The sequence below is a fragment of the Agrobacterium sp. Ap1 genome, from assembly GCF_017313375.1.
Classification (GTDB): Bacteria; Pseudomonadota; Alphaproteobacteria; order Rhizobiales; family Rhizobiaceae; genus Neorhizobium; species Neorhizobium cellulosilyticum.
The window spans coordinates 468,035-480,635 of the sequence record NZ_JAFLMY010000003.1; the positions used below are offsets into that span (position 1 = coordinate 468,035).

Here is a 12,601-nt window from a genome sequence, read left to right on the forward strand (position 1 = left end):
CGACAAGGCGAAACAGAACAACCTCGTCCAGCAGGCGATTTCTCGCTTGTCTGATGAGGTGGTGGGAAAGTGTCTCACATGCCGGGTGAACAAGGCATGAAGATGTCTGCTCCACATGCCTGCGCAGGCGTCAGGCTGTCAAACCCGCATAGGCGCGTCAGGGTATCGCAAGCCTTTGATTCGGCCGTTTTCTCAGCGGCGTGGCGAATATGCCGCGTCACCGCAAACCCGGTCGTTTTAGTCGTGATTGGAGATATGCGTGGGCGCACCAAAAAAGCCGGACCGGAAACGGACATGCCGTCTCCGGTCCGGCGACTGGAGCTTATCCATTCCGCTTGAGAAGTTCACGCACCATGGCGTCGTCCACCTTGCCGGTCGGCTCCTGGCCGATCGAGCTCTGGAACGCCTTGATCGCCGCAACCGTCTTGGCGCCCATCTTGCCGTCCGGCGTGCCGGCATCGAAACCGTTCTTGTTGAGAATGGCCTGGATGTTGCGGATCGCCTTGGTCATGTCGATCGATGCAGTGGTCAGTTTCTTGCCGGAAACCCATTCGTCCGGCAGGTTGACGGCATTGGCATTCGGGTCGAGCGGCTTGGCGGTCCAGGCATTCAGCTTGGCGCGAGCGCTTTCCAGCTGCTCCTTGCGCATCGCCTTGCCCACCTCTTCCTGCTTGGCGGCAGCGTCTGTATCGCCACCCCTGGCAGCTACGCCGAACCACTTGTAGCTCTCTTCGAGATCTTGGCGCACGCCGTTGCCGCGGGCATAGAGGATCGCGAGGTTGAACTGGCTATCGGCAACGCCGTGCTCGCTTGCCTTGCGGAACCAGTCGACGGCCGCCGCATAGTCCGGCTGGCCGGCAGCCCCCGAAGCGTAAAGAACCGCGAGATTGTGCATCGCGCTGGCATTACCCGCCTGCGCCGCCTGACGATAATAGGAAATCGCCTCGCCGAGATTGCGCTCGACGCCGGTTCCCTTCTCCAGAAGGTTGCCCATGCGATACTGCGCCGGCGCAAGACCGCGATCGGCTGCAAGCTTGTACCACTTGGCAGCTTCGCCGAGATCGGTCGTAACTCCGCGGCCGTCGCTGAAGCGTGCACCGATTTCAAACAGCGCATTGGCGTCACCGGCTGCTGCCGCATCGGCCATCGACTGTGGCTCGATACCGGCAGGCACGGCGATCGAGGCGTGTTCGACCGGCGCGATCGGAGCCGCCGGCAGGTCTTCCGCCGGAGCTTCCGCAACCACATCCGAATCGCTTGCCTGCGGCGCTGCGGCCTCGGGTGTATTTGCCATTTGCTCCGCCGGCGGAGCAGTTATCTCTGGCGCAGCGCTCTGCGGTAAGACCGGAGCCTCGGAAGCCGCCGGCGTCTGCGGAACCAAAGCGGCAGGCGTCGGCGCGCTTGCCTCGGGAGCGGCCGCAATCACCGGCTGCTCGACCGAAGCAACCTGCGGTGCCGGGCTGCCGCTCGTCACGGTCTTGATCAGCGGCATTGCCATCAGCGCCAGAAGCACGGCACCGACTGCCATCAGGATCGGCCGGCGATGGCGCGAAAAGGCCGATGCGCCCTTTTCCTTCTCTGCCTTGCCGATAGCAGGCTTCGCCTTGGCGGGTTTGGCCTTTGCAAGCGAGCCCATCTGGGAAGGATCGGCCTCCTGCGCGGCGGCCTTTGCGGCCCGGCGGGCAGCAGCAATATAGTCGGCGCGGTCGCCTGTGCGATCGCCGCCTCGCTCGCTGCCGAATTCTCCGGCTGCCTGGCTGGCTCTCACCCGCTCGAGGATCTTGCGAACGTCGGGCGCACCTGAACCCGGCTCCAGAAGGTCGTTTTCGCCTTCGCTCTCCAGCATGTCGCCGGCAACCACGGCATCGTCTACCGAAGGATCGATCGATGGCGTCGGGTCGACGAAGGTGCGTGCCTTGGCTGGCTTGTCCTGCTTCGAGCCGGGAAGAAGGCGCTTGGCCAGCCCGCCGAGCAGGCTCTTCTTGGCAGGCTTTTCTTCGTCCTCGATGTCCGTCTCGGCATCGACCGGCAAAAGCATCGCCGGAACATGATCGGCCATGGTGGAGCCGATCGCGCTGGTCTCTCTCAACCGCGCTTCCGTGCGCGGCATGTCGAGGTTGGCCAGTTCACGAGCCGCTTCGGCTGAAACGGGCGGCATCGCAACGGGTGCCGCCTCGCGCGCCACCGGCATGTCGCGCTGGATCGGCGCAGCCGCAAAGGCCGGCTGGCGAACAGGCTCTTCGTTTCGATAGGACACGGCAGGTGCGGTCGCAAACTGGCCTTCCAGCTGGTCCAGCCGTTCGGCGATCTGCACCAGCGTACCGTGCAGTGCCTCGAACGTCTGGTGTGTCCGGCTTTCGGAACCGCGCGTCAGCTCTTCGAGATGCTTCAGGTCGTCGGCAAGGGCTGCAAGTGCTGCCATGTCGCCGCTCGTGCCGGGCGCGCCGGCACTCAGATTGCGCGAATAGGCCTCGACCACCGCTTCCGCCGCCTGCCGGGCGGCCTCGACGATATATTCGTCATTGGTCGCCATATATCCTTCGATCGCCGCCATGCGGCTGTCGAATTCCGGCGGCCATGCGGCGGGCGTGCTGCTTGGCTGCGAAATCAGCGTCGAAAGATTGGCAATCTGGGCTTCCAGACCGCGCAGCGCCTCGTCGTCATTGCGTGGAGCGGATGTTGCCTCGTCCAGTTGCGCGGCAATGGCGCTCAGCCTGTCCTCGATCCGCACGAAAGCGCCGTCATCGGCATGCAGCGGCCGCGGCTGCTGTTCCATCTCCTCAATCCGGCGCGACAGGTAATCGAGCCGTTCGCCAAGTCCCTCGGCGCCAAAACTCGTGTCCAGCGCATCGATCTTGCGCGAAATGGCGGAAAGGTAGTTGGTGACGTCTTCCTGCTGGCCGGGAACATGCATCTGCTGCACCAGCACCGAAAGCTGCTCGATCCGCTCCTGCAGCTGTGCCGTTGCCTGCTCCTCGGCCATGTCTTCGATTTTGCCGGCGAGCAGCTCGATCCGCATGGAAAGCCCGTCGGTGGCGCTCTGGTCGGCAGTGTAGCGGCCGATCGTTTCCACCTGTTCCATCAGCCCGGCCAGCCGGTCTTCAAGCCGGTCTTGCAGCCGCTGCATCGCAAGCTCGTCCTGCGCATTGGCAGCGCTGGCTCGGGAATTGGCGGCAATTGCGCGGCTGATCTCGTCCAGCCTGTGGTCCAACTGGCTGAACTGTTCGGTGATCGCCGCATCATTCGGCTTCATGCGAGAGCCGAGCTGTTCCATCATGCCGGCAAGCGCCAGCAGCTTCTGTTCCAGCGCGCGAATGGTCGGGCTGTCCGCCATCACGCCGAGCTGGTTGCGAATTTCGTCGACCCGGTAGGCAAGCGCCACCAGTTCTTCGCGCAGCGCACTCGTGTCGGCGTCCTGAAGGCGTTCTTCCAGCCCTACCCACTGGTCCTGCATCTGCCGCAGCGATTCCTGCCGGGCAAGCCCGTCCATGACGGTGCGAAGATCCTCGAATTCGGACCGCAGGCCGGAAGCGCCGGGAGCGGATTGCATCGCAAGCTGGTCGATGCCCTGGGCCAGCCGTGCAAGGTCCGCCTGCACATCCTGCGTGAAACGCGAGTCCTCTGCCTGGGCGCGGATCGCACGCACTTCATCCTTCAGCGCACGCATCTCGTGCGATACGCCTTCGGAAATGTCGCGCTTGAGATCCTGTCTCAGACCGGAAAGCGTCTCGGTAAATTCACGAATGTCGGCGCGGCGCTGGTTGGCCTCGGCCACGCGCGTGGCAACCGCCGGCTGGCGAATGTCTTCGCGGCGGGTGCCGGTGCGCTGTTCGGTGCGAGCGGGTGCTGCAGGTATTGCTGCACTGTTTTCAAAACGGCGGCTGCTCTGGCCTGCCTGTTCGAGCATGCGCTGCCGCTCGCGGATTTCCGCCAGCGGGTCGCGCGCACGCTCCGCGTAGCCCGCATCGACGGGGCTCGCCTTCGCACGCGGATCAGGCCCTGCCGGCATACGCGGCTGCCGATTGTCGTCAATGGCTCTTTGCGGTGCGGCTACCTGTGCTTGGATCGGTGTCTGCGATGGCGCGCGTCCACCCGCCATCAGGCCCTGGATGCGTGCTTCCAGTCCCTCGATTGTGCGGCTCAGCGCATCCAGCGACGAGCGGTCTCGGTCGCCGTGACGGGGATGTGCCGATCGTGATCCGTTCATGTGCTCGCTCGTTTCGACGTTGATCCTGCCGGTCCGACTCTGAACGTTTTCCCCGGAGGCGTACCTCCATGAGTAAATCCGAATATTAGAGCAACCTTACGCAAGACTTGCCATTGTGACGGTTTGAACGCTTTTCGAAGCAAACGCATCGAACCGTCAGATCGCTCACTATGTCTGCAAACATGGTAAATAACCCGTTAAGGGCGCCTCAGATTTTAACTATTCCATAAGATTCTAATATGTGCTGATGCGGCTGACTTCGCACTTACCCGCCCTATCTCCGCGCCCGTGGCCTCATAAATTGCCTGTGAGTACCAATTGACGTTTACGCGCACGTCAATTAAATGACGAATGCAAGAATTGGCAGTGTCAGCGCAGCGGCCCTTGATCGGGACGCTTTCGGAAACGAAGCGCAGAAGGAGTGGTGCTGCCGATGAAGATGACAGGGAGGATGCTCATCGATGCCAATCTATAAGGCCCCGACCACTGATACGCTTTTCATTCTCAACGATGTTCTGGGCCTTGAGCGCTATGGCAACCTGCCCGGTTTCGCCGATGCCTCGCCGGACATGATCGAGGCGATCGTCGGTGAAGCGGCAAAGGTGGCTGAGGAAGCACTGTTTCCGCTCAATCTGTCAGGCGATCAGGAAGGCTGCAGCCGAAGGGATGATGGCTCGGTCACTGTACCGAAGGGTTTCAAAGAGGCCTATGATCAGTATTGCCAGGGTGGCTGGATCGGTCTTGCCGTGCCGGAAGAGTTTGGTGGGCAGGGGCTTCCCTATACTCTGCATGCCGCCGTCGGCGAATACATGTCGTCAGCCAACATGTCGCTGATGATGTATCCGGGCCTGACGCAGGGCGCGATCGCCGCCATCCTCGTCCACGGTTCTGATGAGCAGAAGGCCACCTATCTGCCGAAAATGGTCGAAGGCACATGGTCGGGCACCATGAACCTCACCGAGCCCCATTGCGGCACCGATCTCGGCCTGCTGCGCACCAAGGCTGTACCGCAGGGCGATGGCTCCTACAGGATCTCCGGCCAGAAGATTTTCATCTCCGCCGGCGAACACGGTATGACGGACAACATCATCCATCTGGTTCTCGCCCGCATCGAAGGCGCGCCGGAAGGAACCAAAGGCATCTCGCTGTTCATCGTGCCGAAATTCATGGTCGGCGAAGACGGTTCGCTCGGCGCCCGCAACGGCGTGACCTGCGGCGCGCTCGAGGAAAAGATGGGCATCCACGGCAATTCCACCTGCGTCATGAACTATGATGATGCCACCGGTTACCTGATCGGCGCGGAGAACAAGGGCCTGTCGGCCATGTTCGTGATGATGAACGAGGCCCGTCTCGGCGTCGGCCTGCAGGGCCTGTCGATCGCCGAAACCGCCTATCAGAACGCCGTGGCCTATGCCAACGAGCGCATCCAGGGCCGTTCGCTCTCCGGCGCCAAGGCACCGGACAAAAAGGCTGACCCCATCATCGTTCACCCGGATATCCGCCGTTCGCTGATGACCATCAAGTCGTTCAACGAGGCAGGCCGCGCCTTCCTTCTCTGGACCGCGCTGAAGTCCGACATCTCTCACCGCTCGCCGGATGAAAAGGAACGCCAGAACGCCGATGACTTGCTCGGCCTCGCCACCCCGATCCTCAAAGGTGTCCTGACCGACAAGGGTTTTGACCACGCCGTCATGGCCCAGCAGGTGTTTGGCGGTCACGGTTACATCGAGGAACACGGCATGAGCCAGTATGTCCGCGATGCCCGCATCACCATGATCTATGAAGGGGCGAACGGCATTCAGGCACTCGATCTTGTTGGCCGCAAGCTGGCATTGAACGGCGGCCGCGCCGTTATGGCGATGTTCAAGGAAATCGGCGATTTCTGCGAGGAAAATCGTGCTGACGAGGCGATGGCCCTCTACACCAAGGCCCTGAAAAAAGGCCTGAACGACCTGCAGGCCTCCACCATGTGGTTCATGCAGAACGCCATGGCCAAGCCGGACAATGCCGGCGCTGGCTCCACCGACTACATGCACCTCTTCGGCCTTGTGACCTTGGGCTATATGTGGGCCAGGATGGCAAAAACCGCTCAGGAAAAGCTTGGTAGTGGTGACCCGCGCGAGGAGTATCTGAAGAACAAGCTCGTCACCGCGCGTTTCTATATGGAAAAGATCATGCCGGAAACTGCGTTGCGCAAGGTGCGCATCGAGGCGGGCAGCGACAGTGTGATGGAACTGGCTGCGGAAGCATTCTGAACCATTTTTAAGGACAAGGCGCTCCGAAGTGCCGCCCTGAAAGGGAAAACGGGAGAGACAACACCATGACCGAAGTCTTCATTTACGATCACGTGCGCACGCCACGCGGTCGCGGCAAGAAGGATGGATCCCTGCATGAGGTTCCGTCCGTCCGCCTCGCCGCCAAGACGCTGGAAGCCATCCGCGACCGCAACGGGCTCAACACCGAAACCGTCGACGACATCATCATGGGCTGCGTCGACCCGGTGATGGATAGTGGCGCCGTCATCCCCAAGGCCGCCGCCTTCGAAGCCGGTTATTCGACCAAGGCCCCCGGCATGCAGATCTCCCGCTTCTGCGCGTCAGGCCTCGACGCTATCAATTTCGGCGCCGGCAAGATCGCGGCCGGTTCGGATGACATCGTCATCGCCGGCGGTGTCGAGAGCATGTCACGCGTCGGCATGGGCATGTCCGGCGGCGCCTGGTACATGGACCCTTCGGTCAACTTCCCCGCCTACTTCATGCCCCAGGGGGTATCGGCCGATCTTATCGCCACCAAATACGGCTTCTCCCGCGATGACGTCGATGCCTATGCCGTAGAAAGCCAGAAGCGCGCCGGCAAGGCCTGGGATGCCGGCTATTTCAACAACTCCGTTATTCCAGTCAAAGACCAGAACGGCCTGATCATCCTCGACCGCGACGAGCACATGCGTCCGGGAACCGACATGCAGGCGCTCGCTTCCCTCAACGCCTCTTTCCAGATGCCCGGCGAAATGGGCGGCTTCGAAGCCGTCGGCATTCAGGCCCACCCTGAGATCGAGAAGATCACTTACGTCCACCACGCCGGCAATTCCTCCGGCATCGTCGATGGCGCCGCCGCCGTGCTGATCGGCTCCAGGGTCGGCGGCCAGTCGATGGGCATCAAACCCCGCGCCCGGATCAAGGCCTTCGTCAATATCGGCTCCGACCCGGCCTTGATGCTGACCGGCCCGGTTGATGTGACGGAAAAGCTCCTCGCCCGCACCGGCATGAAGATTTCCGATATCGATCTCTTCGAACTCAACGAAGCCTTCGCCGCCGTCGTCCTGCGCTACATGCAGGCTTTCGACATTTCCCACGACATCATGAATGTGAACGGCGGCGCCATCGCAATGGGCCATCCGCTCGGCGCCACCGGCGCGATGATCCTGGGCACCGTCTTGGACGAACTGGAACGCCGCGACCTGAACACCGCACTGGTCACGCTCTGCATCGGCGCCGGCATGGGCACGGCGACGGTGATCGAGCGGGTTTGAGAGGGTCTTAACCCTCCCCCTTGTGGGGAGGGTGGCCGGCAGGCGGGAGGGGTCTCACGACAATGAAGATCCCCTCCCCAACCCCTCCCCACAAGGGGGAGGGGCCCAACCGCCAGAATTTCAGGCCAGATTTCAGGGAAGAGGAAATCCCACCATGAGCACCTACACCAATTTCACCGTCGAAACCGACGCAGATGGCATCGCCCTCATCACTTGGGACATGCCCGGCAAGTCGATGAACGTCTTCACCGTCGAAGTCATGGACGAACTCGAGGCGATCCTCAAACAGACCGTCGAGGACGCTGCCATCAAGGGCGTCGTCTTCACTTCCGGAAAGTCCACCTTCTCCGGCGGCGCGGACCTGACCATGATCCGCGGCATGTTCTCCATGCTTCAGGACGAGCGCGCCAGAGACCCGCAGGCCGCCGCCCAAAAACTCTTCGATGCCGCCGGCCGCATGACCTGGTTGTTCCGCGCCATCGAAACCAGCGGCAAGCCCTGGGTCTCCGCCATCAACGGCACCTGCATGGGCGGCGCGTTGGAACTGTCGCTCGCCTGCCACGGCCGCGTCGTCTCCAATTCGAAATCGGTCAAGCTGGCGCTGCCCGAAGTCAAGGTCGGCATTTTCCCCGGCGCTGGCGGCACCCAGCGCGTGTCCCGCCTCACCGATGCCCAGTCCGCCCTGCAGATGATGACGACAGGCCAGTCGCTTGCGCCTGCGCGCGCCAAGGCCATGGGCCTCGTCCATCAGGTCGTCGAACCCGATCAGCTCGTCACCGCCGCAAAACAGATGATCAAGGATGGCCTGAAACCCGTCGCCCCTTGGGATGAAAAGGGTTTCAAGGCCCCCGGCGGCGGCGTCTGGACGCCCCAGGCCGCCCAGCTCTGGCCCGCAGCCCCCGCGATCCTGCGCCGCGAAACCGCCGGCAATTATCCCGGCGCGCTTGCCATCCTGAAATGTGTCTATGAAGGCCTGCAGCTTCCCTTCGATACCGCGCTCAAGGTCGAGCAGCGCTATTTCACGCAAGTTCTGCAGACCACCGAAGCCTTTTCGATGATCCGCTCGCTGTTCATCTCCATGCAGGAACTCGGCAAGGGCGCCCGCCGCCCGGCCGGTGTGGAAAAGAGCGAGTTCAGAAAAGTCGGCGTCGTCGGCGCCGGCTTCATGGGCGCCTCGATCGCCTATGTCACCGCCGCCGCCGGCATCCCTGTCGTCCTCATCGATCGCGATCAGGCCGCAGCCGACAAGGGCAAGTCCGTCTCGGAAAAACTGGTGGCAGACAGCATTGCCAAGGGCCGCATGACGAAGGAGGAGGGCGAAAAGCTTCTCTCCCTCGTCACCCCCACGCCCGATTACGCAACCCTCTCGGATGCCGACCTCGTCATCGAAGCCGTGTTCGAAGACCGCGCGGTGAAGAAGGCCGTCATCGAACAGATCGAGGCCGTCATCCCCGCCACCACCGTCTTCGCCTCCAACACCTCCACCCTGCCGATCACCGGCCTTGCGGAAAATTCGAAACGCCCGGACCAGTTCATCGGCGTGCATTTCTTCTCGCCGGTCGAAAAGATGATGCTCACCGAAGTCATCCTCGGCAAAGACACCGGCGACAAGGCGCTGGCGGTCGCGCTGGATTTCGTCGCGAAAATCAAGAAGACCCCGATCGTCGTCAACGATACCCGCGGCTTCTTCGTCAACCGCTGCGTCTTCCGTTATATCAACGAGGCCTATGACATGCTCACTGAGGGCGTGCCGGCCGCAATGATCGAGAATGCCGCCAAGATGGCCGGCATGCCGGTCGGCCCGCTCTCGCTCAACGACGAAGTCGCCGTTGATCTCTCCCAGAAGATCATGAAGGCCTCTATCGCCGATCTCGGCCCTAACTCGGTCAAGCCCGAGCACATGGACCTGATCGACAAGATGGTCGACGTGCTGGATCGCCGCGGCCGCAAGAACGGCCAGGGTTTTTACGATTACCCGGCCAAACCGGCCAAAAAGTCCCTCTGGCCCGGCCTCAAGGACCTCTATCCCCAGAAACAGGCCTCAGAAATCGACGTTGAAACCCTCAAGCAGCGTTTCCTCGTCACGATAGCCCTGGAAGCCGCCCGCACAGTGGAAGAAGGTATCGTCACCGACCCCAGAGAAGCCGATGTCGGCTCGATCCTCGGCTTCGGCTTCGCGCCTTACACCGGCGGCACGCTGAGCTATATAGACGGCATGGGCGTAAAAACCTTCGTCGCGCTGGCCGAAAAACTGGCGTCACAATACGGCGATCACTTCGCCCCGACCCCGCTCCTGAAGGACATGGCCGCCAGGGGCGAAACCTTCTACGAGCGCTTCAACCCCTATGCCGAAGTCGGCAAGGCGGCTTGAGGACACGGGCCTCTTCCCTCATTCCTGTGCCTGTCACAGGAATCCAGCCAGCCCGAGTCATTGGGCTGGAAAGACCCTTCAATTCACGTGAAGTGCCGAGACCTGATCGTGCCTCAAGGCCGCTCCTGATGCGAGGTTCAGCCCTTCTTCACTCTGAACCGGTCGAGCCTCAGCCGCTCCCGCTCGTCGCTCAGGCTTTTGGCGGCGAGCCAGACTGCAGTCACCACGCTGGCCGTCGAGGCGGCGCAGAGGAGCAGCATCAGAAAGATCTGAGATTGCGCCGCAATTAGCGGATTGGCCCCGGCCAATATCTGCCCGCTCATGATGCCGGGCAGCGTGATCAGCCCGGCGCCCGCCATCTGGTTCAGCACCGGCAGCGTGCCGGCATAGATCGCCCGCTGCATCAGCGGCGCCATGGCTTGGGCGCGCGTGCGCCCGAGCGAAAGCTGCGCCTCGATTGCCGCCCTCTGCGAAGATACGCCCTCGAAAATGTTGTTGAGCGCAATGCTGCTGGCGCTCATCGCCGAGCCTAAAATGATACCGAAGATCGGAATGACGATCCTTGGTGCCGTCCAGTCTTCCGATCCCGCCACCGTCATCAGCGCAAAGGCTGCTACCAGCATCGTGCCGCCGGAGACCGCAATGCCGGAAAGCCCGTAATGCCAGAAACCGATCAGCTTCTTGCGCTGCCGCGACCCCACTTCGAAAGTCGCAGCCACCAGCATCGCGAAGAGAACCAGAAGGCTCAGCCAATGGTCGGCGCTGGTAAAGATGAAACCCAGCACGAAGCCGACCAGCAGAAGCTGCGCCACCATGCGCAGCGCCGCGATCAGGATCGATCGGTGAATGCCGAGGCTGAAAGCCACTGACAGCGCCGCGTTGACCAGAACCAGCAACGCCGCAAATGCCAGCTCGAAAGGGCCGAAGACGAGACCGTTCATTGCGGCCTCGCAAGCGTCATCACATGGTCGGCCAGCCGCTCCACCTGTTCCGGATCATGCGAGGTCAAAACCACGGCGCATCCATCGGCCATCAACTCTTTGACGATCTCTTCCACCGCCTTCACGGAAGCCGGGTCCAGCGCCGAAGTCGGCTCGTCCAGCAAAAGCACTTTAGGTTGATCCTCGATCGCGCGCAAAAATGCCATCCGTTGTCGCTCGCCGGTCGAAAGCCGCTCGGGTGCAGCCTCCAGCAGCGAGGCATCGAGAAAAAGCCGCTTCATGCCGTCGGCCTGCGCCTTGGCATCGGCAAAATGCTCGCCAACCGTTGCCGCCCACCAGCCGGGTTCGGAAGAAACATACCGCACCATCCGCCGCCATGCCGGCCCGGTCATGGAAGAAGCTGCCACCCCGTCGACAAAACACTCCCCCTCATGCGGCATCAGATCGGCAATCATCCGCAACGTCAGGCTTTTCCCCGCCCCCGAAGGCCCGCTCACGGCCAGACACCGCCCCGCAGAGACTTCAAGCTCAATCGGTCCAACCGATTGGAATTTCAGCCCCCTGGCCGTCAGTCGTATCGCGGGATTTTGCATGGGTTTGGTAATGGCATTAGGGGCGTTGGGGCGCAATATGGTGTGGGGACGGTTTGATGCGGTGGAAAGGGAAGCGTGGCCGATCGACGTCTTCATTGATGATCGCATGCCTGACGAATTATCAAGTCGAGCCGGACAAGTCGGATTTAGCTTTCCGAGATTGCTTGTGTCTGGATCCTCGGGTCAAGCCCGAGGATGACGGAGGAGAGGGATGCGCAAGGGCGCTTAAAGTAAACATCGAGTTTGGCTTGATTGCTTAATTTACTGTTTTATGCGGCTCCCACAAGTAAAGCATGCGCTCAGCAGATATTTGGAGAAACGTTGGCTTCCGGCTAAGCGCTACCCTAACGGCCGTCATCCTCGGGCTTGACCCGAGGATCCAGACGCAAGCCTAAAGTCGATGCCAATCCGGTAAAACGTGCCAGCCGGAGAGAGCCTTCTTCACCCAAGCTCATAATACAAATCCCGCCAGTGCGGGTTCATCGTCTCGATCAGCTCGATCTTCCATTTTCGGTACCAGCGCTTGAGTGATTTCTCCCGCTGTATCGCCGTCGTGATGCTCAGATGCTCCTCATACCAGACAAGCTGTCTGCAGCCGTATTTCGAGGGAAAACCGGGTGTCATGTCTTCGCGATGCTCCCAGATGCGCCTCTCAAGATCGGACGTCACGCCGATATAAAGCGTTCCGTTTTTGTGGTTGGTGATGATGTAGACATATCCCGCCATGCGAGCAGGATGTTGGGATGCACGCGCGTCGTCAATCCTAGCATTGTAGGGGCTTGTGCCTGGATCCTCGGGTCAAGCCCGAGGATGACGACAGATAGGTGAGAGCGAGAGTGCTACAAGCCAAGCAACGTCATTGTGCAAGCATGGAAATGTCGTCCGTAAGACCTTTATACTCGACGCACCAAGTTGCTGCCGCGTTCTCTGGCGAAACCCAAAAAGTGAGGCAGTACCGAC

7 protein-coding genes are annotated in these 12,601 nt (G+C 61.5%); 3 read left to right on the forward strand and 4 right to left on the reverse strand.

Going from position 1 to position 12,601, the window contains the following annotated elements; translation table 11 throughout:
• Positions 1–322: 322 nt before the first annotated feature.
• Positions 323–4,207, reverse strand: a complete 3,885-nt coding sequence (locus JZX87_RS08520; RefSeq protein WP_206825061.1) for a peptidoglycan-binding protein — start codon at positions 4,205–4,207, stop codon at positions 323–325.
• Between the two features lie 461 nt (positions 4,208–4,668).
• On the opposite strand from JZX87_RS08520, the gene JZX87_RS08525 reads away from it, so the two are divergent.
• From JZX87_RS08525 to JZX87_RS08535, 3 genes are all read left to right on the forward strand, one after another.
• A complete protein-coding gene (locus JZX87_RS08525) occupies positions 4,669–6,462 on the forward strand; it encodes an acyl-CoA dehydrogenase C-terminal domain-containing protein (protein ID WP_206825062.1) in 1,794 nt (597 codons plus the stop codon).
• Positions 6,463–6,527: 65 nt separating this feature from the next.
• Positions 6,528–7,736, forward strand: coding sequence for an acetyl-CoA C-acetyltransferase (locus JZX87_RS08530; RefSeq protein WP_206825063.1), 1,209 nt, complete (start codon positions 6,528–6,530; stop codon positions 7,734–7,736).
• A gap of 154 nt (positions 7,737–7,890) precedes the next feature.
• Positions 7,891–10,107, forward strand: a complete 2,217-nt coding sequence (locus JZX87_RS08535) for an FAD-dependent oxidoreductase (RefSeq protein ID WP_206825064.1) — start codon at positions 7,891–7,893, stop codon at positions 10,105–10,107.
• Positions 10,108–10,244: 137 nt separating this feature from the next.
• Here the strand turns inward: JZX87_RS08535 and JZX87_RS08540 are convergent, their stop codons facing one another.
• From JZX87_RS08540 to JZX87_RS08550, 3 genes are all read right to left on the reverse strand, one after another.
• Positions 10,245–11,048 carry an ABC transporter permease gene (locus JZX87_RS08540; RefSeq protein WP_206825065.1) on the reverse strand — a complete coding sequence of 268 codons (804 nt, stop codon included), beginning with the start codon at positions 11,046–11,048 and terminating at the stop codon, positions 10,245–10,247.
• Positions 11,045–11,749, reverse strand: coding sequence for an ABC transporter ATP-binding protein (locus tag JZX87_RS08545; RefSeq protein ID WP_353654170.1), 705 nt, complete (start codon positions 11,747–11,749; stop codon positions 11,045–11,047). The genes JZX87_RS08540 and JZX87_RS08545 overlap by 4 nt, the downstream gene beginning before the upstream one ends.
• A 333-nt stretch (positions 11,750–12,082) precedes the next feature.
• Positions 12,083–12,367 (reverse strand): GIY-YIG nuclease family protein, encoded by a 285-nt coding sequence (locus tag JZX87_RS08550; protein WP_206825067.1) that lies wholly within the window; start codon positions 12,365–12,367, stop codon positions 12,083–12,085.
• Positions 12,368–12,601 lie beyond the last annotated feature (234 nt).

Excerpts from the sequence above, each read along its gene's own strand:
- JZX87_RS08520 (WP_206825061.1), bottom strand. The coding sequence starts at position 4,207 with ATGAACGGATCACGATCGGCACATCCCCGTCACGGCGACCGAGACCGC.
- JZX87_RS08525 (WP_206825062.1), top strand. The coding sequence starts at position 4,669 with ATGCCAATCTATAAGGCCCCGACCACTGATACGCTTTTCATTCTCAAC.
- JZX87_RS08530 (WP_206825063.1), top strand. The coding sequence starts at position 6,528 with ATGACCGAAGTCTTCATTTACGATCACGTGCGCACGCCACGCGGTCGC.
- JZX87_RS08535 (WP_206825064.1), top strand. The coding sequence starts at position 7,891 with ATGAGCACCTACACCAATTTCACCGTCGAAACCGACGCAGATGGCATC.
- JZX87_RS08540 (WP_206825065.1), bottom strand. The coding sequence starts at position 11,048 with ATGAACGGTCTCGTCTTCGGCCCTTTCGAGCTGGCATTTGCGGCGTTG.
- JZX87_RS08545 (WP_353654170.1), bottom strand. The coding sequence starts at position 11,749 with ATGCGATCATCAATGAAGACGTCGATCGGCCACGCTTCCCTTTCCACC.
- JZX87_RS08550 (WP_206825067.1), bottom strand. The coding sequence starts at position 12,367 with ATGGCGGGATATGTCTACATCATCACCAACCACAAAAACGGAACGCTT.